The organism is Streptomyces sp. NPDC001507, from assembly GCF_042894765.1.
Lineage (GTDB): Bacteria > Actinomycetota > Actinomycetes > Streptomycetales > Streptomycetaceae > Streptomyces.
Genome location: NZ_JBIAVV010000007.1, coordinates 262686 through 289062, shown reverse-complemented (window position 1 = coordinate 289062; position 26377 = coordinate 262686). Strand labels below are relative to the sequence as shown.

Here is a 26377-nt window from a genome sequence, read left to right as displayed (position 1 = left end):
GGCCGATGGTCGCCCCTGCCGCATCCCTTCGGGGCTTCTGGGTGATCATGCCGACGCATAGCGTTGCCGACGACCTGGACCCCGAGGTCAGCCCCCCTCTGAGGTCAGCTTCCCCTCTGCCGAAGGAGATCCCGATGAGCGATGCGCCCGACGCAGGCATCGCCCCCGCGGTCGCCGACGTACTGCACGATCCGTACGCCGGCACACGCCCCGAACCCGACCCGCCCCGTCCCCCGTACCGGGGCATGTCCGACGTCGACCGGTCCGCGCTCTGGCAGCAGCGTCTCCACGAGGCCGAGGCGGGACTGACCAGGCTGCTCGCGGCCCGCGGCGACGAGGTCCACCTCACCGACTGGTTCGCGCTCCAGGCCGAGATCTTCGCCGACCTCCCCGACCCGCGCACCGCCCTGCCGTCCGCCTGGCAGCGGGTGTTCTTCCGTGGCCAGGCCCTGATGGAGCGGTTCCTGGTGGCCCGTTACGGCGAGGAGGTGCTCGCCGACTGGGCCCGCGCCAACGCCGAGATATACCGGCAGGTGGAACCCGACCACGGCCGCGGCGCCGCCGACCCGATCCACCGGATCGCCCGGCAGGCCGAACTGTACGGATCCTCCTACGAGTTCGACGACGAGGCACCGCCCACCGCCGCGCGGGCGGCGCTCACCATCACGCACTGCTCGATCTGGGACTACCGCGAGCAGGCGCGGCGTAACGGCGTCCGCCTCACCCTCGCCTCGCCCTGCACGTACTGCACCGAAGCCCTCTCCGCCAACATCCGCGCGAAGGGCTTCCGGCCCTCGCACCAGCTGCGCAGCGGTCCCACCGGCCACGGCTGCCGCTGGGAGGCCACCGACGAACGACAGGAGCCCTGATGTGCGGCGTCTCCGGCTGGATCGACTGGGAGACCGATCTGCGCACCCGGGAGCGGACGGTACGGGCCATGGCCGAGACCCTGGCCTGCCGCGGACCCGACGCCGGTGGCGTCCGGCTGTCCCGGCACGCCGCCCTGGGCCACCGCAGGCTCTCGGTCATCGACCTCGAAGGCGGCGGCCAGCCGCTGTCCGACCAGGACACCGACACCGCGCTCAGCTACAACGGCGAGCTGTACAACTACCGTGAGCTGCGGCGGGAGTTGCAGTCCCTGGGCCACACCTTCCGCACGCGCTCCGACACCGAGGTCGTCCTGCGGGCCCACCTCCAGTGGGGGGATGCCGCGCCCCGGCGCTTCAACGGCATCTTCGCCTACGCGTTGTGGGACGGCCGGCGTCAGGAACTCCTCCTGGTCCGCGACCACTTGGGCGTCAAGCCGCTGTACTGGCATGCCCACCGCTCCGGAGTGCTGTTCGGCTCGGAACCCAAGGCCGTGCTCGCCAACCCTCTGTTCCGGGCCGAGCTGGACGCCGAGGGCATCGCGGAGCTCTTCGCCCTGCCGGCCGCCCCGACCGCCGGGCACGGCATCTTCCGCGGACTGCGCGAGCTGCGCCCCGGGCACCTGCTGACCGTCAGCCGCGGCGCGACGCGGGAACTGCCCTACTGGCGGCTGACCTCGGCACCCCACACCGACGACGCGGCCACCACCCAGGCACGGGTCCGCGACCTGCTCGCCGACACCGTCGAACGCCAGATGCTCAGCGACGTCCCGCTGTGCACGCTGCTGTCCGGCGGCGTCGACTCCAGCGCCATCACCGCGCTCGCGGCCGCGGCCCGCGAGCGCACCGGGCACTCCAAGGTGACCAGCTTCTCGGTGGACTTCCCCGGCAGCGCCGACCGCGCCCCGGACGCCTGGCGCACCGGCGCCGACGCGCCGTTCGTCCGGGCGGCCGTGGAGCACATCGGCACCCTGCACACCTCGGTCGTGGTCCCCGACGAGGACCTGCTGGACGCCCGGGACGCCGTACTGCGCGCCCGCGACCGGCCCGGCTGGGGCGAGATGGACGCCTCGTTGCACCTGCTGTTCCGCGAGGTGCGGCGGCGCTCCACGGTCGCCCTCTCCGGGGAGGCGGCCGACGAGATCTTCGGCGGTTACCCCTACTTCCACGATCCCGCGGCGCTGGCCGCCGACACCTTCCCCTGGCTGCACGGGCGCGCCACGCCTGCCGAACTGCTGCGGCCCGACGTACGCGCTCAGGTGCGCCCGCACGAGTACACGGCCGAGCAGTACCGGCGCTCGCTGGCCGAAGTGCCGTCGCTGCCCGGGGAGGCGGCCGCCGACCGGCGGATCCGGGAGATCTTCCACCTGGCCCTGACGCGCTGGCTGCCCCCGCTCCTGGACCGCGCCGACCGGGTCAGCATGTCCGTGGGCCTGGAGTTGCGGGTGCCGTTCTGCGACCACCGGCTCGTGGAGTACCTGTGGAACGTCCCCTGGGCGCTCAAGGCGCCGGGCGGACGCCCCAAGGGGCTGCTGCGCGACGCGGTACGGGATCTGCTGCCGCCGCAGGTCACCGACCGTCCCAAGAGCGGTTACCCCTCCACGCCCGCCGTGCGCTACACCGAGGTGCTCACGGCCCGTGCGCACGAACTGCTCGCCGACCCGAACGCCCCCGTCTTCGACCTCGTGGACCGGGCCGTCGTCCGCGCCGCCCTCGCCGAGGGCCGGCCGCTGCCCAGCCCGCGCACCGCGCCCAACCCCGTCGGCGGGCTGGATCACCTGGTCCAGGTGGACGAATGGCTGCGGGCCTACCGCGTGAGCCTGCGATGACCGCCCCGGCCGTCGGCGCCTTCCGCGAGGCCGCCCGGCTCTGGACGACCGGGGTGGCGGTGCTGACCGCGCGGCACGGCGACGAGGTGTTCGCGAAGACGGTGTCCTCGCTGTGCCCGCTCTCCCTGGACCCGCTGCTGCTGAGCGTCGCCGTGGACCGGCGCAGTCCGCTCGTGGACGCGGTGCGCGCCGACGCACGGTTCGCCGTCGGGGTGCTCGGCGCCCGCCAGGAGGCCCTGGCCCGGCGGTTCGCGGCGCCCGGCGCGGGACGCGCACTGGGCCTGTTCACCGGGGCGCCCATGCGGACCGCGGCGACCGGGACTCCCGTGCTGGAGGAGTGCCTCGCGTGGTTCGACTGCCGACTGCACGCCGTCCTGCCGGGCGGCGACCACGCCCTGCTGGTCGGGCGGGTCGTCGCCACCGGCGACAGCGGGCCGGGTGAGCCCCTCCTGTACCACGACCGCGCATTCCGTTCCCTCGCCCCTCTGCCCGTACCCACCCCCACAGGAGTCAGCGCATGACCCTGCCCGACGCCACCGCCACCCCCCGGGGTCTGCTCACCGGCGACCGGTACCGCGAGGAGCTGGCCGACGGCCGCGAGCTCTATCTCGACGGCAAGCGCGTCACCGATCCCGTCACGCATCCCGCCTTCCGGCCCGCCGTGGACGAACTCGCCCGGCTGCTGGACCTCCAGCACGACCCCGCCCACCACGAACTGCTCACCTACAAGGACCCCGACAGCGGCCGCCGGATCGCCCGCGGCTACCAACCACCGCGCACCATCGAGGAGTTGCGCCTGCAGCGGCGCAGCGCCGAGTTCTGGCACGCCGAGTCGCTGGGTCAGCACGGGCGTTCCCCGGCCTTCATGGCCTCCATCGCGCTGGGCGTGTACGACTTCCGTCACCGACTGGAGCGCGCACACGTTGGGTTCGGCGCCAACGCGGAAGCCTGGTACCGGCACTGCGCGGACAACGACCTGGTCCTCTCGCACGCCCTGGGCGATCCGCAGATCGACCGCTCGGCCGACCCGGTCGACGATCCCGACCTGGCACTGCGGGTCCTGGCCGAGAACGACGAGGGCATAGTCGTACGCGGCGCCAAACAGCTGACGACCCTCGCACCGCTCGCGCACGAGGTACTGGTGTACCTGTCGGCGTCCTTCACGCAGCGGCGGGGCGAGCAGTTCGTGGTGTGGTTCGCGCTGCCGCTCGACACGCCGGGTCTGATCACCCTGTGCCGCGAGCCGCTCGGCGACGCTCCGTGGGGGCACGCGCATCCGCTCGGCGCCCGCTTCGACGAGCAGGACGCCATGCTGTTCTTCGACGACGTGACCGTGCCGTGGGACCGCGTGTTCCTGCTGCGCGACGGCGCGTTGGCGCGCACCGGCCTGGCCCGGATCAACGCCTGGAGCGCGTACATCGGGCATGTGCGCTACCGGGAGCGGCTGCGCACGCTGCTGGCCACCGCCACCCTGGTGGCCGAGAGCATCGGCGTCGACCAGTTCCGCAACATCCAGGAGGACCTGGGCCGCCTGGCCGGGTACGCGGAGCTGACCGAGCTGTTCCTCGACGCCGCCGAGGCCCGCGCCCAGGTCACCGACAGCGGGCTGCTCGCCCCCGGCGACACCGCCGCCAGCCGCGTCTGGTCGGCCGAGGTGGCGGGCAGCGCGATCGACATCCTGCGCGCGATCGGCGCCTCGGGCCTGCTGATGCAGCCCACCGCGAACGACCTCGCCAACCCCCGGCTGCGCCCGCACCTCGACCGGTACATGCGCGGCCGGGGCATCGACGCCGAGCACAAGTCCCGGCTGTTCAGGCTCGCCTGGGAACTCACCGGGGACGGCTTCGGCCAGCGCCAGCACCTGTACGAGTACGTCCACCGTGGCGACCTCGCCCGCAACCGGATCAACCTCTTCAAGCGCTACGACCAGAGCGAGACCCGGGAGCGGTTGCTGCGCCTGCTCGAACCGGCCACCGCCACCGCATCCGGACCCGGCTCCGACTCTGACTCCGATTCCGACTCCGACTCCGACTCCGCTCGGGAGGCCCGTCCATGACCGCGTCCGCCGCCGAGATCCAGGCCCGCACACTGGCCGGCTACGCCGATGCCAGCAGGTTGCGCCAGGTGCACGACCGCGACTGGGTCCTCGACCAGGTCACGGGCGAACCCCGCGTGCTGCTCGACCTGGGCAGCGGTATCGGCCAGTTGCTCGAGGCCGCCCTCGGCCGCTTTCCCGCACTGGAAAAGGCCGTGGGTCTCGAACGCTCCCCGCACCGGCTGGCCGAGGCCGCCGGGCGGCTGCGCGCGTACGGGCCGCGGGTCGTCCTCCACGAGTCCGACCTCACCACACCCGAACCGCTCCCCCACCGCCCGGACGTCGTCACCATGACGTCGGTCCTGCACTGGCTGTACCCGCACGAGCAACGCGTCCTGAAGTGGACCCGCGACCACCTCGCGCCGGACGGGGTCTTCCTGCTGACGACCTACCATCCGGCACGCGACGCGCACGGTCTGGGCGGTGAGGACGACATCGTGCGCACCGTCCTGCAAGCCCGGCACACGGATGTCCCGGGCCTGTTCACGGCCGCCGGGATCCTGCCGATCGCGACCCGCACCCGGACCTTCGACGAGCTGGAGCCACTGCTGGAGCGCTGCTTCCGGATCGAGACGGTCCTCGACCGGGACGCGGTGGTGACCGTGGGGAGCGCAGCACAGTACGAGCACTTCCACGCGGCGACGTTCGGCGACTACTACAGCCGGCTCGTGGAGCCCGCGGAACGCTCCGGGTTCTTCCGGGCGGTCGGCGAGATGGCGTGGCGGCGGCAGGCGGAGACCGGACATGTCAGTCACATGACGGTACGGCTGTGGCGGCTCGCGCCCGCGTAACCTGAGACGACCCGCACGACCGAGGAGCCACCCACCATGTCAACTCCCGTGCCCAGCGCGGAACTCGGCGCCTTCCTCCGGGCCCACCGCGAACTGCTCAAGCCCGCCGACGTCGGACTGGGCTCGACCGCCCGCCGGCGGACCCCCGGGCTGCGCCGCGAGGAGGTGGCGTCGCTGTCGGGGGTGGGCCTGGCCTGGTACACCTGGCTGGAGCAGGGTCGGGTGACCGCCTCGCGCCAGGTCCTCGGCGCGGTCGCGCGGGCGCTCAGGCTGGACGCGGCCGGGTTGCGGCACGCGATGCGGCTCGCCGGGTACCACGAGCCGGTGGCGGTGGCCGACGAGGGACGGGACCGGCTGGCCACGGCAGTGCAGCCGGTCCTCGACTCCTGGCCGGCGAGTCCGGCCGTGCTGCTGGACCGGTACTTCGATCTGCTCGGCTGGAACGCCGCCTGGAGCGCGCTGTGGGGCTCGCCGGAGACCGTGCCGGCGGACCGGCGCAACCTGATGTGGCTGATGGTGGCGGACGCCCGGCTGCGGTCCGTCCTCACCGACTGGGAACCCCTGGCCATGAACGTCTTCCAGCACTTCAGGGCCCAGGCCGGAACGGCGCTGGCCCACTCCCGCACCAGTGAGGTCTACCGCCGGCTGGAGGAGGACGCGCCGGAGCTCCGCCACTGGTGGGGGTGCCACTCGGTGGCGGAGCTCACCGCGCGCAAGGTGACCGTGGAGCCCGCGGGAACCGGCCGGATCGAGCTCACGCTGTCGTCGTTCCACCCGGTGGACGACCCGTCCGCGCTGGTCCTGCTGTTCACCCCGGCCACGGAGACGGACCGGTCCCTGATGACCGGGCTCAGCCGGCGTCCGCTGCGCTCCGTCGCGGCCTCGCGCTGACCAGCAGGGCGCCGAGGGCCGACAGCAGGGCCAGGCCGGTGCCGATGGTGAGCGCGCCGACCGTGACGTCCGCGAAGGCGCCGACGGCCCAGGCGCCCAGGCCCGTACCGGCGTACATCGTCGAGGTGAGCCAGGCACTGGACGTGGCGCGCAGGGCGGGCGCCACGGTGCCGGCCAGGGTCTGCTGATCGGTGACGAAGGCTCCGCTGGCCACGAACCACAGCGCCACGCCGATCACCGCCACCACCAGCCCCGGGCCCGCGACGGCGAGGCCGATCCCGGCTGCGAGCAGCACACCCCACACCGGCAGCAGGGGCACGCCGGCGGCGCCGGCCGCGCGCGCCCGGTCACCGAGCCGCCCGCCGAGCGTCGATCCCACCACGCTGCCCGCCCCCACGACGACGCCGATCAGACCGAGTTCGGAGACGGTGAGGTCGAACCGGTCGACGAGCACGGCCCCGAGGAAGGTGTAGGCACCCAGGTTGGCCGCGTTGAACACCGTGTTGACCAGCAGGGCGTTGCGCAGGGACGGATCCGCCCAGCCGGAGAGCACGGCCTTGACGGCGCCGACGGTGGCGGGCTGCGGTGCGGCGGGCCGGATCTGGCGCAGCAGCAGCGGTACCGCCGCCGCGGTGCCGATCGCCAGCGCCAGGAACGCCGATCGCCAGCCCGCGACCCCCGCGAGCAGTCCGCCCAGTGGCACGCCGACGACCTGCCCGCACGAGAACAGGGCCATGCCGAGCCCCATGGCCCGGCCTCGCACCCGGTCGGGCGCGGTCTCGGCGATGTGCGCCCAGATCGCCGGACCGGCCGCGGCGGCCGCCAGCCCGGCGACCGCGCGGGACAGCACGAGCAGCACGATGCCGGTGGACAGCGCGGCCCCCGCGTTGGAGACCACGAACAGCACGGACCCGGCGAGCAGCGCCCGGCGGCGCCCGACCCGGTCGCTCAGCACGCCGAGGAAGGGCGCGCAGACCGCGTACACCAGCACGTAGGCGGTGACGCTGGACGCCGCGGCCGCCTCGCTGACGTCGATGTCCTTGGAGATCGTCGGCAGCAGCGGGGAGACCAGGAACGTCTCGGTGCCGAAGAGGAACAGCAGCACGAACACGCCCGCGTAGCGCAGCCGGTCGAGCCGGTCGGGGTCGGCGGTGTGCACCGCGTCGGACGACGTGTCGGGGAGACTACTCAAGCGGACCACAACCGTTCGGTCGGCGAGGCGGGATGACCGGGTCATCGTCGGCCCACGCCCTGCGGTCAGCCAGACAGGGGATGATGCTGTGACCACGGGTCACAGGCTGAGCGCAGGGTCCGCGCGGCCGACTGATGAGTCCTTCCGCCTGGCAGAAGCCGCCTTGCCGAGCCACCGCGGCCGTCACGACCCTGATTCCAACCACGGCACGCGGGGCGACGAAGCCCCGCCGACAGGGACGGGAACCGCCATGCCGCACATCACCGCCTTCGCCAGGAACCAGTGGTACGTCGCCGCCTACAGTCACGAGGTCGGGCGTGAGCTGCTCGGGCGTACCATTCTCGGGGAGCCCCTCGTGTTCTACCGGGCCGAGGAGGACGGCACGCCCGTCGCTCTCGCCGACCGCTGTGTGCACCGCCGTTACCCGCTGTCGGAGAGCGGGCTCGACGGCGACCGGATCGTGTGCGGGTACCACGGGTTCACCTACGACCGGACCGGCGCGTGCGTGTACGTGCCGGGGCAGAAACGCGTCCCGCGCACCGCACGGGTCGCCTCCTACCCGGTGGTCGAGCAGGACTCGCTGGTGTGGGTGTGGATCGGCGACCCCGCGCTCGCCGACGCGGACGCCGTCCCGCGCGCCCGGCACCTCGACTCCCGCGGCTGGCTGACCGTGCGCGGCATGGAGCCCATCGACGCCGACTACGGCCTCCTCGTCGACAACCTCCTCGACCTCTCCCACGAGACGTATCTGCACGGCGGTTACATAGGCACCCCCGAGGTCGCCGAGACACCCATCACCACCGAGGTCGACGAGGGCGCCGGGATCGTGCGGGTCAGCCGGCGCATGGACGACGCCGAGTGCCCCCCGTTCTACGCCCGTTCCACCGGCATCGAGGGCCGGATCACTCGCTGGCAGGACATCGAGTACCACGCGCCGTGCCTGTACCTGCTGCACAGCCGGATCGCACCGGCCGGGGTGGTGCCGGAGGCGGACGGCAGCGACCCGAACGGCTTCCACACCGAGATCACCTATGCGATCACCCCGTCCTCGGACGGCAAGGTGTACGACTTCTGGATGGTCTCCCGGGACTGGGCGACCGACGACGCCGAGGTCACCGAGTTCCTGCGGAGCAACAACCACACGGTGGTCATGCAGGACGTGGACGCCCTCAACCTCCTGCAACGGACGCTGGGTTCGGAACGGGCCGGCTACCAGGAGCTGAGCATCAACATCGACACCGGCGGCCTGGCCGCCCGCCGTATCCTCGCCCGGCTGGTCGAGGAGGGCGACAAGCCCGTGGAGAAGGTCCTGTGAGCACACCGACCGGTGAGGTCTACCGCATCGACTGGCTGCCGGGCACCGACGTCCTGCACGGCACCTGTCACTGCGGCGCCGAGCACACCGCCCAGGACCCGGTCGAGATGTGGGAGTGGATGCTCCGCCACCCCGAAGGCCACCAGCCCCCGGAGCGCACCGCATGAGCCTCTACGAAGCCGAACTGGTCGTGCAGGACAGGCAGTCGGCGGCCGACGGCGTGGTCGTCCTCACCCTTCGGCATCCCCTCGGCGAGGAACTCCCGGGCTGGGAGCCGGGGGCGCACGTCGATGTCGTGCTCGGGGCCGGCCTCGAGCGGCAGTTCTCGCTCTGCGGGGATCCCGCGGACCGGTCCGGCTGGCGGATCGCGGTGCTCAGGGAGCCGGCCGGGCGGGGCGGATCCGCCTACGTCCACGAGCAGTTGGGCGTCGGTGACAAGGTGCGGGTGCGCGGGCCGCGGAACCACTTCCGGCTCGAACCCGCGCCTCGCTACCGGTTCGTCGCGGGCGGCATCGGCATCACCCCGATCCTGCCCATGCTCGCCACCGCCGAGGCCGCGGGCGCCGAGTGGACGCTGCTGTACGGCGGCCGGACCCGGCGGTCCATGGCGTTCACCGGCGAGTTGGCGCGGTACGGGGGCGAGCGCGTCACCGTCGTACCGCAGGACGAGGCCGGGCTGCTGGACCTGGCCGCGGTACTCGACGACGTCCCGGCCGGCACCCTCGTGTACTGCTGCGGTCCGGGGCCCCTGCTGGACGCGGTGGAGGAACGCTGCCCGGCCGGCGCACTGCGGGTCGAGCGGTTCCAGCCGAAGGTCCAGGAGGCGGGCGAGGAACGGGAGTTCGAGGTCGTCCTCGCGCAGAGCGGCCGCACCCTCACCGTCGCGCCCGGTGTCTCGGTGCTCGACACGGTCCGGGCCGCCGGGGTCGAGGTGCTGTACTCGTGCACCGAGGGCACCTGTGGGACGTGTGAGACGGATGTCCTCGAAGGCGACCCGGACCACCGGGACTCGGTGCTCACCGAGGAGGAGCGGGCGGCCGGGGAGACCATGCTCATCTGTGTGTCGCGGTGCCGAGGGGCGCGCCTGGTGCTGGATCTGTGATCCGCAGGTCCGCCTCGATCGCCGCCACGGCCGCCCGAAGCCGCGGCAGCAGGTCGCGGCGGACCGCCGCGGCGGACACCCGCCCGGAGTGCACCGCGAGGCTCACCCCGGCCACCGCCCGGCCGCTCCGGTCCCGGACCGGGGCGGCCAGTGTCGTCACGCCGTCCTCGGGGTCGCCGTCGAGCAGCACGTACTCCCCGGCAGGTGCGGCGCGTTCGGCTTCCGGCGCGCAGGCCGGCATCGCGCGGCCCACCGCCGTCCCGCGCGCCGGGTGGCGCGCCCCCACCGCGACGGCCGCCGCCATCACCCGCCGGGCCGGAACCTGGGCGACGCAGACGGCCGCGTCCCCGTCCAGGACGCACGGTGCCGCCGACTCCCCCACCAGCGCGCTGAGTTGCTTCAGGTGCGGGGCGGCGAGGCGCGGCAGGTCCAGGCCGGAGAGGTAGGCGTAGCCGAGTTCCAGGACGCGCGGGGTGAGGCGGAACAGGCGGCCTTCCGAGTGGACGTATCCGAGGTCGGCGAGGGTGAGCAGCAGGCGGCGGGCGGCGGCGCGGGTCAGGTCGCAGGCGCGGGCCACCTCGCTGAGCGTGCGCGCCGGGTGCTCGGCGTCGAAGGCGCGGATGACGGCGAGGCCGCGCTCGAAGGACCTCACGAAGTGCGGTGCGCGGGCGTTCACGGGCATCGTCGCCTCCCCGGTCCGACATGGCCGACACCCGGAACACGGTGAGAGCGCGGTTCCATAACTGTCAACAATTTTGTCAGCCAAGCCCATTGACCCGCTCCTCCGGCCGGTTCTACCGTCCCGCTCAGCACCCCCCGATCGAGCACCCCTGTGCGCAGTGCGCACAGCCTGTCGGAACACCGTTGTCTGCACAGGAGGAGCCATGCGTCGTCTGCTCGCCGGTCTCGCGACCGGCACCTTCCTGCTCGCCACGGCGGCCTGCGGCTCCTCCGGGGGGTCGTCGTCCACCACCGGCTCGTCGGGCGGGACCACCACGGTCAAGGTGGGGATCATCCCCATCGTCGACGTGGCCCCCCTCTACCTCGGCCAGAAGGAGGGCTTCTTCGGCAAGCGCGGCCTGAAGCTGTCGACCACCCTGGCGCAGGGCGGTGCGGCCATCGTGCCCGGGGTGACGAGCGGTCAGTTCCAGTTCGGCTTCTCCAACATGACCTCGCTGATGATCGCGCAGTCCAACGGCGTGCCGGTGCAGGCGATCGCCAACGGCGTGGCCTCGACGGGCGTCGCCGGCAAGGACTTCGGCGGGCTCGTCGTGAAGAAGGGCAGCGGCATCACCTCGCCGAAGCAGCTGGAGGGCAAGAAGGTCGCCGTCAACACGCTGAAGAACATCAACGAGACCGCCGTGCGCGAGTCCGTGCGCAAGGCGGGCGGCGACCCGGACAAGGTGGACTTCGTCGAGCTCGCCTTCGACCAGATGCCGGCCGCCCTCGACAAGGGCCAGATCGACGCGGCGATGGCCGTCGAACCCGCCCTTGCCACCATGAAGCTCCAGGGCGCCACCGAGATCGCCTCACCGCTGGTCGACGTGGCGCAGAACCTCACCGTGGCCATGTACTTCACGTCGACGTCGTACGCGCAGAAGAACCCGGCCGTCGTGACGAAGTTCCAGGAGGCCGTCGCGCAGTCGCTGTCCTACGCGGACGCGCACCCGGACGAGGTCCGGCAGATCGTCACCACCTACACCAAGACCCCGGCCGACGTGCTGGCCAAGGTGACGCTGCCCAAGTGGCCGGCCGAGGCGAACCGTTCGTCGATCGAGACGCTGGAGAAGCTCAGCGAGCAGGACGGACTCTTCAAGACGGCCCCCGACCTGGACAAGCTGCTGCCGTGAAAGGTCTGGACACGGCGTTGGGTGCGGCCGGGCTCGCGGTCTTCCTCTCCCTCGGCGAGGCGGTGCCGCGGCTCGGCCTGGTCAAGGCGGAGTACTTCCCGCCGACCAGCAGGATCGCCCGCGCGCTGGGCACCGAACTCGCCGACGGTGCCTTCTGGTCGGCGCTCGGCGACACCCTCACCGGCTGGGCGGTGGGCCTGGCCGTCGCGGTCGGGGCCGGCATCGCGGCCGGGGTCGTCCTCTCGGTCGTCCCGCACCTGCGCGAGGCCACCGCCTCCACGGTCGAGTTCCTCCGCCCGATCCCCTCGGTCGCCCTGATCCCGCTCGCGGTCCTCCTCTACGGCTCCGAACTCCGCTCGGTCCTCCTGCTCGTCGTCTACGCCTCGTTCTGGCAGGTGCTGATCCAGGTGATGTACGGCGTCCAGGACGTCGACCCGGTCGCCGAGGAGACGGCACGGTCGTACGGTCTCGGCACCTGGGCCCGGGTCCGCCACGTGCTGTGGCCGACCGCGCTGCCGTACGTGATGACCGGAGTCCGCCTGGCCGCCGCGGTCGCACTGATCCTCACCATCACCGCCGAACTGGTCATCGGCGCCCCGGGGCTGGGGCAGCAGATCGCGGTGGCCCAGGCCTCGCAGGCGGTGCCGGACATGTACGCCCTGATCGTGGTGACCGGGCTGCTCGGGCTGGTCATCAACGTGGGTGCCCGGTCGGTGGAGCGGCGGGCGCTGGCCTGGCACCAGTCGGTGCGCGGGGAGGTGGCGGTGTGAGGCGGCTGCTGCTCGCAGTGGTGTACCTCCTGGCCCTGCCCGCGCTGCTGGTCGCGCTGTGGTGGGCGGCCTCCGCCGGCAGCACGAACGTCTACTGGCCGCCGCTGCGCACGATCCTGAAGACGTTCCCGGACGTGTGGACCGGTCGGCGGCTCCGCGACGACCTGCTGCGCAGTGTGCTGCGGCTGCTCGCCGGGTACGCGTCGGCGGCCGTCGTGGGCGTGGCGCTGGGTACGGTCATCGGCTCGTACCGGCGGGTGCGGGCCGTGTGCGAACCGGTCCTGGAGTTCCTGCGGGCGGTGCCGCCGCCCGTCCTGGTGCCGGTCATCATGCTGTTCGCGGGCATCGGCGACTCGATGAAGATCATGGTGATCGCCAGCGGCTGCGTCTGGCCGATCCTGCTCAACACGGTCGAGGGCGTACGGGCGGTCGACCCGGTGATGGCGGAGACGGCCCGTGCCTACGGCATCACGGGCCCGGCGCGGCTGCGTACGCTGGTACTGCGCTCGGCGAGCCCGCAGATCTTCGCGGGCCTGCGGCAGGCGCTGTCGATCGGGATCATCCTGATGGTCATCAGCGAGATGTTCGCGGCCGGCAACGGGCTCGGCTTCACCATCGTGCAGTTCCAGCGCGAGTTCGCGATCCCCGACATGTGGACCGGGATCCTGCTGCTGGGCCTGCTCGGCTTCGCGCTGTCGGTGGTATTCCAGGTGGTCGAGCGGCGAGTGCTCGGCTGGTACCACGGGCTGCGCGCGACAACCCGGCGGTCCTGAATGAACCTCGCGAAGGGGCGGTCCATGCTCGACGTACGCGGCCTGCAGAAGGTCTACGACGGATCCGGCCGCCGTGTCGAGGCGGTGCGGGACCTCACCTTCACCGTGGCGGCGGGCGAACTCGTCTGCCTGGTCGGCCCGTCGGGCTGCGGCAAGACCACCCTGCTGAAGTGCATGGGCGGCCTGCTCACCCCGACCGGCGGCGAAGTCCTCCTGGAGGAGCGGCGGGTGACCGGGCCGCCACCCGGGACGGCGTTCGTGTTCCAGGAGTACGGCCGCAGCCTGTTCCCCTGGATGCGGGTCGCGGAGAACGTCGAACTCCCGCTGAAGCAGAAGCGGTTGCCGCGCGAGCGGCGCAGGGAACTGGTCGCCGACGCGCTCGGCTCGGTCGGTCTCGCGGACGCCGCCGGCGCCTACCCGTGGCAGCTCTCCGGCGGCATGCAGCAGCGGGTGGCGATCGCGCGGGCCCTCGCCTACGAGCCCCGGGTGCTGCTCATGGACGAGCCGTTCGCGGCTGTCGACGCGCAGACCCGGGCCGATCTGGAGGATCTGGTCCGGGGGCTGTGGCGGGAACGCGGGATCACGATCCTGTTCGTCACGCACGACATCGACGAGGCGGTCTACCTGGGGCAGCGGGTGATCGTCCTGTCCGCCTCCCCGACCGTCGTCCAGGAGCAGCTGAAGGTGGATCTCCCGGACGAGCGGGACCAGTTGCACACGCGGATCGCCCCGCGCTTCGCCGAGCTGCGGACCCACGTCTACGAGCAGATCCAGACGGCGAAGCGCGGGGTTCCCCGGGGGGAGGACCCGGTCAGGAGGTCAGATACGCCTCCACCTCACTGAACTGGCCCGCCGGCCAGCCGTTGTTGGCGGTGACGGTGAGCCGCAGGTAGCGCAGGTTGGTGGAACTGGGCAGCGGCACGGTGACGGAGTTGCCCGTCGCCGGGTCGAAGCGGTAGCCCGTGGAGCCCACCACGGTCGAGAAGTTCGACCCGTCGGTGCTGCCGAGGACGGTGACGGTCTCGGTCCGGGCGCTCCAGGCCGAGGACGGGGGCAGCTTCAGCACCAGTCGGCGGGCGGCGTAGGAGGAGCCGAGGTCGACGGTCAGCGACTGCGGGAAGGCGTTGTTGGTGGACTCCCAGTAGCTGTTCGCGTCGCCGTCGACCGCCTTGCCCGGGGTGTAGACGTCCTGCGAGCCGGTGGCGGTCGCCGGGCGGCCCTTGGCGAGGTTGCGGTTCGGGTCCGGGTCGGGGTTGCCCTGCCCGGGCGCAGGCCAGGTGGAGCAGTCCGACCAGGTGCTGGACCAGCCGGAGTTGCCGCCGCCGTCGGTGAGCGTGAAGGAGCCGGAGCCGGCCGGGTAGGGGCAGTTGTAGATGCCGGCCGCGCCGACGCCGGTGGCGGTGACGTTGCGGAAGGTGGCGGCGCCCTGCGCCTCGGCCTGGACCACGACCGTGCCGGTGTTCTGCACGGTCGCGCCGGTCACGTTGACGTTGCGGACCGGGTACCCCTGCCCGCCGCCGGAGACGAACTCGAAGGCGCTGTACGGGCTGTTGGTGATCGTGGTGTTGGTGATGTTCACGGTGGCGTTGATGGTGCTGTCGTAGGAGTCGACGCGCAGCGCGCCCATCGGGTGGTTCCAGTTGGGGTTGATCGCGCCGGTGCGCACCAGCGTGTTGCCGTCGACCGTGATGGTGCCGGACAGCGGTGAGAACGGGTCGAGGAACTTCTGGTTAGAGATGGCGATACCGCTGCCCAGGGCGTTGGTGTCCGAGATCAGGTTGTTCTTCACCGAGAGGTCGGTGCCGCCGTAGACGGCGATGCCGTTGGCCAGGTTCGGCTGGGAGATGGTGTTGTTGGTGAAGCTGGAGTTGGTGTCGGGCGAGTTCAGGGACCACATGGCGAGGGAGTCGTCGCCCTGGTTGCGCAGGAAGTTGTTGCGGACCTGGACGCCGTGGGCGTTGCCGTTGAGGTTGAGGCCGTCGGCGGTGGTGTCGAGGATGCGGTTGTTCTCGACGACGAGGTTGTCGTTGTTGCCGGTCAGCCAGAACCCGCACTTGAGGTGCTGGATCCACATCCCGGAGACCGAACTGTTGGGCCCGAGGGAGCCGTTGACGAAGTTGTCCGGGTTGGAGTCGACGCGTTCGGTGACCTCGCCGATGACCGCGAAGTTGCTGATGTGGACGTTCCCGGAGGAGCTGGACTGGTCGATGAACCGGGAGGTGTGCACGACCGAGTACCAGCTGCCGGCGCCGAGGAGGGTCACGTTCTGCACGCCGCTCAGCGACGAGGTCAGCCTGTAGTCGCCCGGCGGGATCCACACCGTGCCGCCCTGGGCGGCGGAGATGGCGTCCCGGAAGGCCTGGGTGGAGTCGCCGTTGCCGCTCGGGTCGGCGCCCTTGGAGACGACGGAGACCGACCCGGCCGGCTGCGAGGCGGCCGCCGCGACCTGCTCGAAGTCGGCCACGTCGACGGTGACCTGGGTGCCGGTGGACTCGAAGGCGACCTTGTCGCCGGCCTGGATGTTCTGGCCGAGCAACAGCCGGGCGTTGTCGAAGAAGTGGTGCTGCTTGGCTCCTGCGATCCAGCTGGTGTCGACGTAGGAGTACTTGGAGGTGACGGCCAGGGTCTTGGCGATCTTGACCCCGTTGACGTACACGTTCAGGGTGCCGGTCTGGCCGTCGGGGACGCTGTAGGAGAGGTTCACGGCGTTGGACGCCTGGGGGGCGGTGAACTCGACCCGCTGTCCGGAGGTGAGACGCACGGCCTGACGCCCCGAGGCTTCGGAGGCGAGGGTGCCCTGGGTGTAGTCGGGGCCGATCTTCGTACCCGTGGTGGTCGCCGACTCCGCCTCCACCGAGGTGAAGGGGAGGCTCGCGCCGGCGGCCGCGTGGGCGGCGGGCGCGAGGGCGACGAGCATGCCCGCGGCGAGCGCCACGGCGGCCGCCATGGCTGGCATGCTCCTGACAGAGAGGGCTGTGCTGCGCTGCATGTGCTGATCCCTTCGGGGGTGGGGGGACGGGGATAGCGCGAGCGGTGCCGGCGGCTCAGTTCGTCAGCCAGGCCGCCGTGTCCTGCGGCAGTCGGCCGGCGTCGTCCAACGGGCCGCTGCTGAGCAGGAGTTCGGAGTGGGCGGGGAGTTCGGCGGGAGTGGCGCCCAGGTTGACCACGCACGTCGCACCGTCGGCGCGGCTGAAGGCGAGGACGCCCTCGGGGGCCGGCAGCCAGGTCAGCGGGCCCGCACCGAAGCGCGGGCGCAGGGCGACGGCGCGCCGGTACAGGGCGAGCATGGAGCCGGGGTCGTCCTGCTGCCGGTCGACCGCGTACGACGCCCAGCCGGCCGGCTGCGGCAGCCACGGCTCCTGACCCGGGCCGAAGCCCGCGTGCGGCGCCCCGGCCGCCCAGGGCAGCGGCACCCGGCAGCCGTCCCGGCCCGGATCGGTGCCGCCGGACCGGAAGTACATCGGGTCCTGGATGCGGTCGAGCGGGATGTCGGCCTCCGGCAGCCCCAGCTCCTCGCCCTGGTAGATGTAGACCGCGCCGGGCAGGGCCAGGGAGAGCAGCGCGGCCGCACGGGCCCTGCGCGTCCCCAGTTCCAGGTCGGTCGGGACGCCGAAGGCCTTCGCCGCGAAGTCGAAGGCGGTGTCCTCGCGGCCGTACCGGGTGGCCGTACGGGTCACGTCGTGGTTGCACAGCACCCAGGTGGCGGGGGCGCCGACCGGGGCGTGCTCGGCGAGGGTGGTGTCGATCGACGTCCGCAGCCGGGCCGCGTCCCAGGGGCAGGACAGGAAGGAGAAGTTGAAGGCGGTGTGGAGTTCGTCGGGACGCAGGTAGCGGGCGAAGCGTTCGGCGTCGGGGAGCCAGACCTCGCCGACGAAGACCCCGTCGTAGGTGTCGGCGACCGCGCGCCAGGCACGGTAGATGTCGTGGAGCTCGTCGCGGTCGACGAAGGGGTGCGGGTGCGGGTGCGAGGCCAGGTCCGGCAGGTCCGGGTCCTTGGCGAGCAGCGCGGCCGAGTCGATGCGGACGCCTGCGACGCCCCGCTCGAACCAGAAGCGCAGGATGTCCTCGTGCTCCTGGTGGACCGCCGGGTGCGCCCAGTTGAGGTCGGGCTGCTCCGGGGTGAAGAGGTGCAGGTACCACTCGCCGTCGGGCAGCCGGGTCCATACCGGTTCGGTGGAGCCGACGAACTGCGACGGCCAGTCGTTGGGCGGCAGGTCGCCGTTCGGGCCGCGGCCGGGACGGAAGTGGAACAGCTCGCGCTCCGGGCTGCCCGGACCGGCGGCCAGCGCCGCCTGGAACCACGGGTGCCGGTCGGAGACGTGGTTGGGGACGATGTCGACGATCGTCCGGATGCCCAGCTCCCGCGCTTCCGAAATGAGCTTCTCGGCCTCGGCGAGGGTGCCGAACGCCGGGTCGATGGCCCGGTAGTCGGCGACGTCGTAGCCGCCGTCCTTCATGGGCGACGGGTACCAGGGGCTGAACCACAGCGCGTCCACGCCGAGTTCGGCGAGGTACGGCAGCTTCGCGCGGACGCCCGCGAGGTCGCCGGTGCCGTCGCCGTCGCTGTCGGCGAAGCTGCGCACGTACACCTGGTAGATGACGGCCGAACGCCACCAGTCCTGGTCCTTCGGGGCATGGCTGGGCTGTCCCACTGGGCGAACCTTTCTGTCGGAGGAAGGGCCGTCAGCCCTTGGTGCTGCCCGCGCTGATCCCGGCGATGATGTGCCGCTGGAAGACGAGGAACAGCGCGACCATCGGGATGCTGGCGATCACCATCGCGGCGATGAGCACGGTGAGCTGGATGTTCTGCGACAGCTGGACCAGGGCCACGCTGATGGGCTGCTTGTCCGTGTCGGAGAAGACCATCAGCGGCCACAGGAAGTCCTGCCAGACCGCCACCAGGGCGAAGATCGACACGACCCCGAGGACCGGACGGGACATGGGCAGGACCACGGACCAGAGGATGCGCAGCTTTCCGGCGCCGTCGATCTCGGCGGCCTCCAGCACGTCGCGGGGCAGCTGGTCGAAGAACCGCTTGAGGAGGTAGAGGTTGAAGGCGTTGGCGACGGCCGGCAGCCAGATGCCGAGCGGGTCGTTCAGCAGGCTGGTGTGGATGAACGGCAGGTCGGCGACGGTCAGGTACTTGGGTACGACCAGGGCCTGGGCCGGCACCATCAGGGTGGCCAGGATGCCGCCGAGGATCACCTTGCCGAAGGCCGGCTTCAGCTTCGACAGGGCGTAGGCGGCGGCCGTGCAGAACACCAGCTGGAAGGCCCAGGCACCGGCGGCCTGCACCACCGTGTTCCACAGGTGCTCCGGGAGCTGCATCAGGTCCCAGGCGTCGGTGTAACCGGACAGGTGCCAGTGCTTGGGGATGACGGTGGGCGGGGTCTGGGCGATCTCGTCCGGCGACTTCATCGCGCCGGTCACCATCCAGTACACGGGGAACAGGAAGGCGAGCGCGAAGAGGACGACGACCCCCGTGAAGACCGTCCAGTAGGCCGCTCTCCCGCGCGGGCGGGCCAGGGTCGCCGGGGAGATCAGGGTGCGGGTGGCGCTGCTCATCCGTCCTCCCCGGACCGGGTCAGCCGCAGGTACACGGCCGAGAAGATGCCGAGCAGCACCAGGAGCATCACGCTGAGCGCGCAGGCGCCGCCGAAGTCGTTGTAGAGGAAGGCGTACTTGTAGATCAGGTAGAGCACGGTGACCGTGGCGTTCTCCGGACCGCCGCCCGTGATGACGAACGGCTCGGTGAACACCTGCATGGTGGCGATGATCTGGAGCAGCATCAGCATGAGGATGACGAACCGGGTCTGCGGGATCGTCACGTGCCGTACGCGCTGCAGGAGGTTCGCGCCGTCCAGTTCCGCGGCCTCGTACAGCTCGCCGGGGATGGACTGGAGGGCGGCCAGGTAGATCAGGACGGTGCCGCCCATGTTGGCCCAGGTGGCCACGATCACCAGGGAGACGAGCGCGGTGCCGGTGCCGTTGGTCCAGTTCGAGGTGGGCAGGTGCAGGAAGCGCAGCGTCTCGTTGGCGAGGCCGGCCCCGGGGTCGTAGAACCACTTCCACAGCAGGGCGCTGACCACCGGCGGGATCATCACCGGGAGGTAGACCACGACCCGGAAGAACGCCTTCGCGTGCCGCAGTTCGTTGAGGACCAGGGCGAGGACGAACGGGATCGCGAAGCCGATCAGCAGGGCCAGCAGCGTGAAGGTGAGGGTGTTGCGCCAGGCCGCCGAGAACTCGGGGTCGTGCAGGACCCGGGTGAAGTTGGCGGTGCCGACCCACTCGGCGGACGAGCCCGGCGTGTACTTCTGGAAGGAGATCACCACGGCGCGGATCGCCGGGTACCAGGAGAACAGCGCGAAGCAGATCAGTCCGCCGAGCAGGAAGCCGTAGGCGCGGACCTGGTCGGTGATCCGGCGCCGCCTCAGGTCCCCTGCCGGGGGCGGCGCCGGAGCCTGTCGGGCGCCGACCGCCGCCGGGGCGGGTCGGTGCTCGGCCGTCTTGGTCATCGCGGTCAGCCTCGGGCCAGGATGCCGTTGATCTTGTCGTTGGCGTCCTTGAGCAGCTGGTCGATGTCGGCGTCCTTCTTGGTGAGGACGGCGGAGACGGTGCCGTCGAGGACGGAGTAGATCTGCTGGGCGTCCGGCGGCTCGATCTTCATCTGCAGGGACTGGTTGCCGTCCAGGAACGCCTGGTAGTTCTCCACCGGCACGTTGGCGTTGGCCTTCTTGACCGCCTGGTCCTTGGCGTCGGCGGCGCCGGTGAACAGGCGCGGCTCGGGCAGGCCGACGGGTGCGTTGTTCTTCTTGGCGCGGGCGTAGTCGCCGAGGAACCCGTCACCGGGGGTGAGGAACATGGAGTCGAGCCACTTGAGGCCGGCGCGGATCTGGGCGGGGGTGTCCTTCTTGTTGAACATGTAGCCGTCGCCGCCGATGAGGGTGCCCTGGCCGCCGGGCATCGGGCCGAGGGCGAGGTCCTTGTAGTTGCCGCCCTTCTCCTTCACCAGGATCGGGATGTTGTCCGGCGCCGAGAGGTACATGCCGAGCTTGCCCGAACCCATCATCTGCTGGACGTCGTTGATGATGAGGAGCTGCTTGCTGCCCATCGAGTTGTCGGTCCAGCGCATGTCGTGCAGGTTCTGCAGGACCGCGTGCCCCTGGGGGGTGTCGACGGTCGCCGACTTGCCGTCGGCCGAGACCACGTCACCGCCCTGCGAGTACATCTCCGCCGTGAAGTGCCAGCCGCCCTGGTTCTGCGCGCTGTAGTCGGCGTACCCGACCACGCCGTTGCCGAGCGCGGCGATCTTCTTGGCGTCCGCGCGGACCTCTTCCCAGGTCGTCGGCGGCTTGTCGGGGTCGAGGCCGGCCTGCTGGAAGAGCTTGCGGTTGTAGATCAGGCCCATCGAGTAGCCGGTGCGCGGGATGCCGTAGACCTTGCCGTCGACGGTGTAGATGTCCCGCAGCTGCTTCTGGATGGTGTCGTAGCTCTTCAGGTCCTTGAGGTACGGCGTGAGGTCGGCCGCCTGGTTGATGTCGACGACGTGCTTGGCGTCGGTGAAGTACGTGTAGAAGACGTCCTCCATCTGGCCGCCGGCGAGCTTGGCGTCGAAGGTCTTCGGGTCCTGGCAGGGGAACGCGTCGTGCATGACGACGTCGATGTCCGGGTTCTTCTTCTCGAAGTCGGCCGTGTCCTGATCGAAGAACGACCTGTCGACCTTGGCGCTCTTCGGCGGCTCGCAGTTGACGGTGATGCGCGTCTTGCCGCTGCTCGCGTCGTCGCCGCTCGACCCGCAGGCCGTGGCGGAGAGCGCGAGTGAGGAACAGACGCCGAACGCGACGAGAGCACGGCGGAACCCGGTGCTGGACATCGGTGGACCCCCCAGAACAGGAGCAGTTGGGCGCCGCACCGGGATCGGTGGGCGCCGCACACTCAAGCACCGGCAGCACCGCCGCGCAAGATGTCACGCAGAATCTGTAATTATTCGACAGAGGATGGGATCTGTTGAGCCTCAGGCTTTCGGCGCTTGCGCGGTCGAACCCCTGACGACCAGCTCGGGCTCGAACAGCAACTCCTCCGCCGGCACCACCGTCCCGCCGATCTGTGCGTTCAGGAGTTCGACGGCGGCCCTGCCCATGGCCTCGATGGGCTGCCGGACGGTGGTGAGCGGGGGCTCGGTGCAGTTCATGAACGCCGAGTCGTCGTAGCCGACCACCGAGACCCGGGAGGGCACCTCGTGCCCCTTGCGGCGGGCCGCGCGCACCGCGCCCAGGGCGAGGGGATCGCTGGCGCAGATGATGCCGGTGACGCCCCGGTCGATGAGCCGGGACGCGGCCGCGTGACCGCCCTCGATGGAGAAGATCGCGCGGGCCACGAACTCGTCCGGCACGTCGCCGATCGCCCGCGCGGCGGTCAGTTTGCGGGCCGAGGGGACGTGGTCGCCGGGCCCGAGGACCAGGCCGATGCGCTCGTGCCCGAGGGAGGCGAGGTGCCGCCAGGCCTGCTCCACCGCCACCGCGTCGTCGCAGGACACGCTCGGGAAGCCGAGGTGCTCGATGGCCGCGTTGACCAGCACCACCGGGATGTTGCGGTCGGCGAGCAGCCGGTAGTGGTCGTGCGGCGCCTCGGCCTGGGCGTACAACCCGCCGGCGAACACCACGCCGGAGACCTGCTGTTGCAGCAGCAGCTCCACGTAGTCCGCCTCGGAGACCCCGCCCTTGGTCTGGGTGCACAGCACGGGCGTGAGGCCGAGCTGGGCCAGGGCGCCGCCGATCACTTCGGCGAACGCCGGGAAGATGGGGTTCTGCAGCTCGGGCAGGACCAGACCGACGAGCCGGGCGCGTTCACCGCGCAGTTGGGTGGGGCGCTCGTACCCGAGCACGTCGAGGGCCGAGAGCACCGCCTGCCGGGTCGCCTCGGAGACCCCCGGCTTGCCGTTGAGCACCCGGCTGACCGTGGCCTCGCTGACCCCGACCTTCTTGGCTACTTCCGCAAGTCGTCGCGTCATGCACGCAAGGGTAGCGCAAGTTACGCAAGCTATTTGCGTAAGGTGGCGGATGCGTCTCGCCGTCGGCGAAGCGCCGTGGGAGCAGGCGCGGCACGCCGTGACGACGGCGCTTCACCCGCGCACCCCGTCCTCCCGTCGGGAGGTGGTGCCGAGCAGTGCACGTGCAACGTCTTCGAGGGGTCCGAGCAGCGGGTTGGGGTCGCCGGCGCGCGTGACGAGTACGACCTCGCAGGGATCGATGCCGACGACCGGCACCAGGGCGACGTCCTCGCGCGCAGCGGCGCGTCGGTCGCCGGCAGGGAAGATCGCGACACAGTGGCCGGTGGCGATGAGTTCCAGCTTGTCCTCGTAGCTGTCGTCGATCGCGGGCGGGGGTGGTGCCGGCCGGTCGCCGACCGGCTTGGGCGTGCCCCAGACGACGGGCGTGCTGACGCAGGGCACCAGTCCCTCGCCCGACAGAGTCCGCAGGCTGACCGTTTCCTCGTTCGCCAGACGATGGCCGGCCGACGTGACGAGAACACGCGACTCCTCATGGAGCTTGGCCACCCGGAAGCCGTCCGTGGGGAAGGACAGCGGCCTGTAGGCGACGAGTGCGTCGACCCGCCCCTCGGCGAGGGCACGCGTGTCCCGCCAGTCGAGATGCCGGGTGCGGACCTGGCCGTCGGGGTGCCGGCGGCGCAGTTCCTGCACACAGGCGGTGATGACCAGCCCTTCGGCGTAGCCGATGGTGACGGTGCGGGGCTGGGCGGCCGCTCTGGCCGTGCGAGCGGCCTGCTCGGCCTCCTGGAGCAGTGTCCGTGCCCTGGGCAGGAATGCCCGGCCGGCGTCGGAGAGGCTGCTGCCCTGCGGCGAACGGTCGAAAAGCCGGACGCCGAGCTGAGCCTCAAGTCGCTGGATCTGACGGCTCAGCGACGGTTGCGCCAAGTGCAGCTTCGTGGCGGCCCGGCCGAAGTTCCCGTACTCCGCCACGACCGTGAAATAGCGCACGAGCCGCAGATCGAGGTCCATTCGCCCAGGGTACGTCGCACGTCGTCATACGCCCGGGACATGACGGCATACGGAACAGGTCTTGGACAGGGAGTGCGGGTGGATATTTGGGTTGAGGGCATGAGCACTTATGACGGCAAGAAGATCGTGATCACGGGTGGAAGCAGCGGTATCGGCCTGACCACTGCCCGGTTGTTCGCGGACGGTGGGGCGCGCGTACTGATCACCGGCCGCACCCCGTCCGCCCTGGACGCCGCGCTGGAGCAGTTGGGGGACAAGGCGGTCGCCGTCCGCAGCGACGCCGCGAACCTGAAGGACATCGAGGCGCTGGCGGACACGGTCGCAGAGCACTTCGGCGAGGTGGACGCGCTGTTCGTCAACGCCGGTGTCACCGCGTCCGCGCCGTTCGACTCGACGACGGAGGAGATGTACGACACGGTGTTCGCCATCAACACCAAGGGCCCGTACTTCACGGTGCAGGCGTTGGCGCCGCTTTTGCACGAGGGAAGCGGCGTGGTCCTCACCACGTCGGTGGTGAACGTCCTGGGCCTCGACGCGCTCAGTGTCTACTCGGCGAGCAAGGCGGCCCTGCGGTCGATGACGCGCACCCTGGCCCGCGAGCTGCTGCCGCGCAAGGTGCGCGTCAACGCCGTGAGCCCCGGCCCGATCGACACCGGCGTCCTGGACCGCTCCCTGCCCGCCGACGTCGTCGAGACGATGAAGGACACCTACCGGAGCACCAACCCGATGCAGCGGCTCGGGATGTCCGAGGAAGTGGCCGCCGCGGTGGCCTACTTGGCGTTCGGTGCGACCTTCTCGACGGGAACGGAGTTCCCCGTCGACGGAGGGGCCTCGCAGCTCTAGGTGCCCTGACCGCAGAGGTTCACCGGTCGTTCGGGCCGCGGCGGCAACAGCCCAGTTCCCGGGCCCCGACAGCCCCCGCCGACCAGCAACCCTGATCCAGCCCGACGGGCGACACGCGGGAAGACTCGTCCGGTACCCGCTGAGCCCGCACGTCGGTGTCAGGAACGAAGGGTGCGCAGGCCGGTGCGGATTTCGCTGACCAGGATCTCGGGCTGTTCCAGGGCCGCGAAGTGCCCGCCCTTGTCGGCCTCGCCGTAGTGGATCAGATTGCTGTAGGTGTCTTCGATCCAGCTGCGTGGCACGCGCGGGATGTCCCTCGGGAAGACCGTCACCGCGACCGGAAGTGTCACCTTCGGGCCGGCGAAAGTGAGCGATTTGTTCTCCCAGTAGATGCGGCCGGACGACGCTGCGCTGTTGGTGAACCAGTAGAGGGAGATGGCGTCGAGCATGTCGTCCATGCTCAGCGCGTCCTCTGCGAGCCCGTGGTTGTCGGTCTTGGACTGGAACTTCTCGTAGATCCAGGCCGCCTGGCCGGCGGGAGAGTCCGCCAGGGCGAATCCGACGGTCTCCGGTTTCGTGCCCTGAAGGTGGTTCGACCCGCCGAGATCGCCGGTGTAGAGGGCGAGGGTCTCCACGGCGTAGCGCTGCTCGGGCGACAAGGTGTCGGGTATCCGTGCGGGAAAGGCGTACTGCGTGTTCAGATGAATTCCGACAAGCCCCTCGGGCTGCATGGCGCCGAGGGCGGTGGTGACGACGGCACCCCAGTCGCCGCCCTGTGCGGCCCATTTCGTGTAGCCGAGACGCTGCATCAGCTCCGCCCACGCGCTCGCGATGCGCGAGACGGCCCACCCGGTCTCCGTGGGCTTCTGCGAGAACCCGAACCCGGGGAGCGACGGGACGACGACGTCGAAAGAATCGGCGGCATCCCCTCCGAACGCGACCGGATCGGTCAGCGGGCCGATCAGCTTCAGGAACTCGACGATCGAGCCCGGCCATCCGTGCGTGAGTATCAGCGGCATCGCGTGGGGATTCCTGGACCTGACGTGGATGAAGTGGATGTCCAGCCCATCGATCTCGGTCAGGAACTGCGGGAAGCGATTGAGCTCGGACTCGAAGCGCCGCCAGTCGTAGCCGCGCTCCCAGTATTCGACCAGAGACCTGGCGTTCTCCACGCGGACCCCCTGCGACCAGTCGCCCACCGTTTCCGGATCCGGCCACCGAGTTCTGGCCAGGCGCTGCTTGACGTCGTCGATCTCCGATTCCGGGATGGAGACGGTGAACGGGCGAACGAGGGCCGAGGTCGGTGGCGTCGGTGCGGTCATCGCGTTCTTCTCTTCTCCTGAGCTTCGAAGCGCAGCACAACTCTTCGCTGCACACTGCTGTACAGTCAATCTCACTGTACACCGGTGTGCAATACTGGAGCCGTGCCCACCGAGTCCTCCCGCGTGCGCTCGATGATGGAGACACGCGATCGCATCCTCGACGTCGCCCTCAACGTGCTGGGAGAGAACCCCGACGCCGGAATGGGCGACATCGCCTCCGCTGCCGGCGTCGTGCGTCGCACGGTCTACGACCACTTCCCCTCGCGCCTCGACCTGGTCCGGACGCTCACGGAACGGGCCGTCACCGAGATGACAGCCGTGCTCACCGAAGTCAACGCCTCCGGCGCGGAAGCGGACGCGACGTGGGTCGAATTCATCGCCCGTCTCTGGCCGGTGGCGCACCGGTACCGGGTGCTGCTGGCGCTGCGCCGTGGCGAGTACGGCGAGACGATCCACGGCCTGCTGGGGCCGGTCGACGACCTCCTCGCCGACCTGGTGAAACGGGGCCAGGAGGGCGACGTGTTCGCACAACACCTGCCGGCGGACATTCTGAGCCAGGTCGCCTACGGCGTCGTCTTCGCCATCGCGGACAGCGACCTGTCGAACGGGACCCTCGGCGCCCGAGCAGCGACGATCACGAGTCTGCTGATGCTGGGAGTTCCCGAGACACGCGCCATCGCTCTCGTGGGCGCCCAGCCCTGACCCGCAGCACTCGAG

The 26377-nt window shown here is 70.9% G+C and carries 25 protein-coding genes; 15 read left to right on the top strand and 10 right to left on the bottom strand.

The features are described 5' to 3' along the window. Window positions 1-134: 134 nt before the first annotated feature. Genes ACFY0K_RS23885 through ACFY0K_RS23860 form a run of 6 tightly spaced genes read left to right on the top strand, consistent with a single transcriptional unit; the run spans window position 135 to window position 6472 of the window. Window positions 135-869: a hypothetical protein gene (locus tag ACFY0K_RS23885; RefSeq protein WP_390641566.1), complete on the top strand. Its 735-nt coding sequence runs from the start codon at window positions 135-137 to the stop codon at window positions 867-869. After that, window positions 869-2695 (top strand): asparagine synthase (glutamine-hydrolyzing), encoded by a 1827-nt coding sequence (gene asnB / locus ACFY0K_RS23880; RefSeq protein ID WP_390641565.1) that lies wholly within the window; start codon window positions 869-871, stop codon window positions 2693-2695. Before ACFY0K_RS23885 ends, asnB begins: the two co-directional genes overlap by 1 nt. Then, window positions 2692-3216, top strand: a complete 525-nt coding sequence (locus tag ACFY0K_RS23875; protein WP_351955852.1) for a flavin reductase family protein — start codon at window positions 2692-2694, stop codon at window positions 3214-3216. The genes asnB and ACFY0K_RS23875 overlap by 4 nt, the downstream gene beginning before the upstream one ends. Beyond that, the gene (locus ACFY0K_RS23870; RefSeq protein ID WP_390641564.1) at window positions 3213-4751 is read left to right on the top strand and encodes a 4-hydroxyphenylacetate 3-hydroxylase family protein; all 1539 of its coding nucleotides are present in this window, start codon (window positions 3213-3215) and stop codon (window positions 4749-4751) included. The genes ACFY0K_RS23875 and ACFY0K_RS23870 overlap by 4 nt, the downstream gene beginning before the upstream one ends. Then, window positions 4748-5581: a class I SAM-dependent methyltransferase gene (locus tag ACFY0K_RS23865; protein WP_390641563.1), complete on the top strand. Its 834-nt coding sequence runs from the start codon at window positions 4748-4750 to the stop codon at window positions 5579-5581. Before ACFY0K_RS23870 ends, ACFY0K_RS23865 begins: the two co-directional genes overlap by 4 nt. Before the next feature lie 36 nt (window positions 5582-5617). Then, window positions 5618-6472, top strand: coding sequence for a helix-turn-helix domain-containing protein (locus ACFY0K_RS23860; protein ID WP_352366841.1), 855 nt, complete (start codon window positions 5618-5620; stop codon window positions 6470-6472). Here ACFY0K_RS23860 and ACFY0K_RS23855 read toward each other — a convergent pair. Next, window positions 6432-7664 (bottom strand): MFS transporter, encoded by a 1233-nt coding sequence (locus ACFY0K_RS23855; protein WP_390641562.1) that lies wholly within the window; start codon window positions 7662-7664, stop codon window positions 6432-6434. The two genes, ACFY0K_RS23860 and ACFY0K_RS23855, sit on opposite strands and share 41 nt — an antisense overlap. Before the next feature lie 250 nt (window positions 7665-7914). On the opposite strand from ACFY0K_RS23855, the gene ACFY0K_RS23850 reads away from it, so the two are divergent. From ACFY0K_RS23850 to ACFY0K_RS23840, 3 genes are read left to right on the top strand one after another with little or no spacing between them, the layout of a single operon-like run. Continuing rightward, window positions 7915-8979 carry a Rieske 2Fe-2S domain-containing protein gene (locus ACFY0K_RS23850; RefSeq protein WP_390641561.1) on the top strand — a complete coding sequence of 355 codons (1065 nt, stop codon included), beginning with the start codon at window positions 7915-7917 and terminating at the stop codon, window positions 8977-8979. Next, entirely contained in the window at window positions 8976-9146 is a 171-nt protein-coding gene (locus tag ACFY0K_RS23845; RefSeq protein ID WP_390641560.1) for a hypothetical protein, read from the top strand. Before ACFY0K_RS23850 ends, ACFY0K_RS23845 begins: the two co-directional genes overlap by 4 nt. Next, the gene (locus tag ACFY0K_RS23840) at window positions 9143-10081 is read left to right on the top strand and encodes a PDR/VanB family oxidoreductase (RefSeq protein WP_390641559.1); all 939 of its coding nucleotides are present in this window, start codon (window positions 9143-9145) and stop codon (window positions 10079-10081) included. Before ACFY0K_RS23845 ends, ACFY0K_RS23840 begins: the two co-directional genes overlap by 4 nt. Here ACFY0K_RS23840 and ACFY0K_RS23835 read toward each other — a convergent pair. After that, entirely contained in the window at window positions 10032-10763 is a 732-nt protein-coding gene (locus ACFY0K_RS23835; RefSeq protein ID WP_390641558.1) for a helix-turn-helix domain-containing protein, read from the bottom strand. The two genes, ACFY0K_RS23840 and ACFY0K_RS23835, sit on opposite strands and share 50 nt — an antisense overlap. 202 nt (window positions 10764-10965) lie before the next feature. Between ACFY0K_RS23835 and ACFY0K_RS23830 the strand changes: the two genes are divergently transcribed. From ACFY0K_RS23830 to ACFY0K_RS23815, 4 genes are read left to right on the top strand one after another with little or no spacing between them, the layout of a single operon-like run. Further along, window positions 10966-11931 carry an ABC transporter substrate-binding protein gene (locus ACFY0K_RS23830; RefSeq protein WP_390641557.1) on the top strand — a complete coding sequence of 322 codons (966 nt, stop codon included), beginning with the start codon at window positions 10966-10968 and terminating at the stop codon, window positions 11929-11931. Beyond that, window positions 11928-12701 carry an ABC transporter permease gene (locus tag ACFY0K_RS23825; protein WP_390641556.1) on the top strand — a complete coding sequence of 258 codons (774 nt, stop codon included), beginning with the start codon at window positions 11928-11930 and terminating at the stop codon, window positions 12699-12701. Before ACFY0K_RS23830 ends, ACFY0K_RS23825 begins: the two co-directional genes overlap by 4 nt. Next, window positions 12698-13474 (top strand): ABC transporter permease, encoded by a 777-nt coding sequence (locus ACFY0K_RS23820; RefSeq protein ID WP_390641555.1) that lies wholly within the window; start codon window positions 12698-12700, stop codon window positions 13472-13474. Before ACFY0K_RS23825 ends, ACFY0K_RS23820 begins: the two co-directional genes overlap by 4 nt. A gap of 24 nt (window positions 13475-13498) precedes the next feature. Next, the gene (locus ACFY0K_RS23815; protein ID WP_390641554.1) at window positions 13499-14317 is read left to right on the top strand and encodes an ABC transporter ATP-binding protein; all 819 of its coding nucleotides are present in this window, start codon (window positions 13499-13501) and stop codon (window positions 14315-14317) included. Here ACFY0K_RS23815 and ACFY0K_RS23810 read toward each other — a convergent pair. The 7 genes from ACFY0K_RS23810 to ACFY0K_RS23780 all read right to left on the bottom strand — a co-directional run bounded on the left by ACFY0K_RS23810 (window position 14286) and on the right by ACFY0K_RS23780 (window position 23495). Next, on the bottom strand, window positions 14286-16430 hold the full coding sequence (locus ACFY0K_RS23810) for a discoidin domain-containing protein (protein WP_390641553.1): 2145 nt from the start codon (window positions 16428-16430) through the stop codon (window positions 14286-14288). The two genes, ACFY0K_RS23815 and ACFY0K_RS23810, sit on opposite strands and share 32 nt — an antisense overlap. Before the next feature lie 88 nt (window positions 16431-16518). After that, complete coding sequence (locus ACFY0K_RS23805) at window positions 16519-18126, bottom strand: glycoside hydrolase family 13 protein (RefSeq protein WP_390641552.1); 1608 nt, start codon at window positions 18124-18126, stop codon at window positions 16519-16521. 31 nt (window positions 18127-18157) lie between these two features. After that, a complete protein-coding gene (locus ACFY0K_RS23800; protein WP_351716674.1) occupies window positions 18158-19039 on the bottom strand; it encodes a carbohydrate ABC transporter permease in 882 nt (293 codons plus the stop codon). Then, on the bottom strand, window positions 19036-19992 hold the full coding sequence (locus ACFY0K_RS23795) for a carbohydrate ABC transporter permease (RefSeq protein WP_390641551.1): 957 nt from the start codon (window positions 19990-19992) through the stop codon (window positions 19036-19038). Before ACFY0K_RS23795 ends, ACFY0K_RS23800 begins: the two co-directional genes overlap by 4 nt. 5 nt (window positions 19993-19997) lie before the next feature. Continuing rightward, on the bottom strand, window positions 19998-21350 hold the full coding sequence (locus ACFY0K_RS23790; RefSeq protein ID WP_390641550.1) for an ABC transporter substrate-binding protein: 1353 nt from the start codon (window positions 21348-21350) through the stop codon (window positions 19998-20000). A 141-nt stretch (window positions 21351-21491) separates the two neighbouring features. Beyond that, window positions 21492-22487 (bottom strand): LacI family DNA-binding transcriptional regulator, encoded by a 996-nt coding sequence (locus tag ACFY0K_RS23785; protein WP_351955825.1) that lies wholly within the window; start codon window positions 22485-22487, stop codon window positions 21492-21494. Between the two features lie 111 nt (window positions 22488-22598). Then, window positions 22599-23495 carry a LysR family transcriptional regulator gene (locus tag ACFY0K_RS23780; protein ID WP_390641549.1) on the bottom strand — a complete coding sequence of 299 codons (897 nt, stop codon included), beginning with the start codon at window positions 23493-23495 and terminating at the stop codon, window positions 22599-22601. A 99-nt stretch (window positions 23496-23594) separates the two neighbouring features. Between ACFY0K_RS23780 and ACFY0K_RS23775 the strand changes: the two genes are divergently transcribed. Further along, the gene (locus tag ACFY0K_RS23775) at window positions 23595-24338 is read left to right on the top strand and encodes an SDR family oxidoreductase (RefSeq protein ID WP_390641548.1); all 744 of its coding nucleotides are present in this window, start codon (window positions 23595-23597) and stop codon (window positions 24336-24338) included. Between the two features lie 158 nt (window positions 24339-24496). On the opposite strand, the gene ACFY0K_RS23770 is transcribed toward ACFY0K_RS23775, so the two are convergent. Beyond that, complete coding sequence (locus ACFY0K_RS23770) at window positions 24497-25660, bottom strand: epoxide hydrolase family protein (protein ID WP_390641547.1); 1164 nt, start codon at window positions 25658-25660, stop codon at window positions 24497-24499. 102 nt (window positions 25661-25762) lie between these two features. Between ACFY0K_RS23770 and ACFY0K_RS23765 the strand changes: the two genes are divergently transcribed. Beyond that, window positions 25763-26362 (top strand): TetR/AcrR family transcriptional regulator, encoded by a 600-nt coding sequence (locus ACFY0K_RS23765; RefSeq protein ID WP_390641546.1) that lies wholly within the window; start codon window positions 25763-25765, stop codon window positions 26360-26362. The last annotated feature ends 15 nt before the right edge of the window (window positions 26363-26377 follow it).

Bases quoted from the DNA above. Each gene is read 5' to 3' on its own strand.
- ACFY0K_RS23795 (WP_390641551.1), bottom strand. From the start codon at position 19,992: ATGACCAAGACGGCCGAGCACCGACCCGCCCCGGCGGCGGTCGGCGCC.
- ACFY0K_RS23860 (WP_352366841.1), top strand. From the start codon at position 5,618: ATGTCAACTCCCGTGCCCAGCGCGGAACTCGGCGCCTTCCTCCGGGCC.
- ACFY0K_RS23840 (WP_390641559.1), top strand. From the start codon at position 9,143: ATGAGCCTCTACGAAGCCGAACTGGTCGTGCAGGACAGGCAGTCGGCG.
- asnB (WP_390641565.1), top strand. From the start codon at position 869: ATGTGCGGCGTCTCCGGCTGGATCGACTGGGAGACCGATCTGCGCACC.
- ACFY0K_RS23850 (WP_390641561.1), top strand. From the start codon at position 7,915: ATGCCGCACATCACCGCCTTCGCCAGGAACCAGTGGTACGTCGCCGCC.
- ACFY0K_RS23835 (WP_390641558.1), bottom strand. From the start codon at position 10,763: ATGCCCGTGAACGCCCGCGCACCGCACTTCGTGAGGTCCTTCGAGCGC.
- ACFY0K_RS23875 (WP_351955852.1), top strand. From the start codon at position 2,692: ATGACCGCCCCGGCCGTCGGCGCCTTCCGCGAGGCCGCCCGGCTCTGG.
- ACFY0K_RS23830 (WP_390641557.1), top strand. From the start codon at position 10,966: ATGCGTCGTCTGCTCGCCGGTCTCGCGACCGGCACCTTCCTGCTCGCC.
- ACFY0K_RS23865 (WP_390641563.1), top strand. From the start codon at position 4,748: ATGACCGCGTCCGCCGCCGAGATCCAGGCCCGCACACTGGCCGGCTAC.
- ACFY0K_RS23775 (WP_390641548.1), top strand. From the start codon at position 23,595: ATGAGCACTTATGACGGCAAGAAGATCGTGATCACGGGTGGAAGCAGC.
- ACFY0K_RS23785 (WP_351955825.1), bottom strand. From the start codon at position 22,487: ATGACGCGACGACTTGCGGAAGTAGCCAAGAAGGTCGGGGTCAGCGAG.
- ACFY0K_RS23815 (WP_390641554.1), top strand. From the start codon at position 13,499: ATGCTCGACGTACGCGGCCTGCAGAAGGTCTACGACGGATCCGGCCGC.
- ACFY0K_RS23790 (WP_390641550.1), bottom strand. From the start codon at position 21,350: ATGTCCAGCACCGGGTTCCGCCGTGCTCTCGTCGCGTTCGGCGTCTGT.
- ACFY0K_RS23810 (WP_390641553.1), bottom strand. From the start codon at position 16,430: ATGCCAGCCATGGCGGCCGCCGTGGCGCTCGCCGCGGGCATGCTCGTC.
- ACFY0K_RS23770 (WP_390641547.1), bottom strand. From the start codon at position 25,660: ATGACCGCACCGACGCCACCGACCTCGGCCCTCGTTCGCCCGTTCACC.
- ACFY0K_RS23800 (WP_351716674.1), bottom strand. From the start codon at position 19,039: ATGAGCAGCGCCACCCGCACCCTGATCTCCCCGGCGACCCTGGCCCGC.
- ACFY0K_RS23885 (WP_390641566.1), top strand. From the start codon at position 135: ATGAGCGATGCGCCCGACGCAGGCATCGCCCCCGCGGTCGCCGACGTA.
- ACFY0K_RS23870 (WP_390641564.1), top strand. From the start codon at position 3,213: ATGACCCTGCCCGACGCCACCGCCACCCCCCGGGGTCTGCTCACCGGC.
- ACFY0K_RS23780 (WP_390641549.1), bottom strand. From the start codon at position 23,495: ATGGACCTCGATCTGCGGCTCGTGCGCTATTTCACGGTCGTGGCGGAG.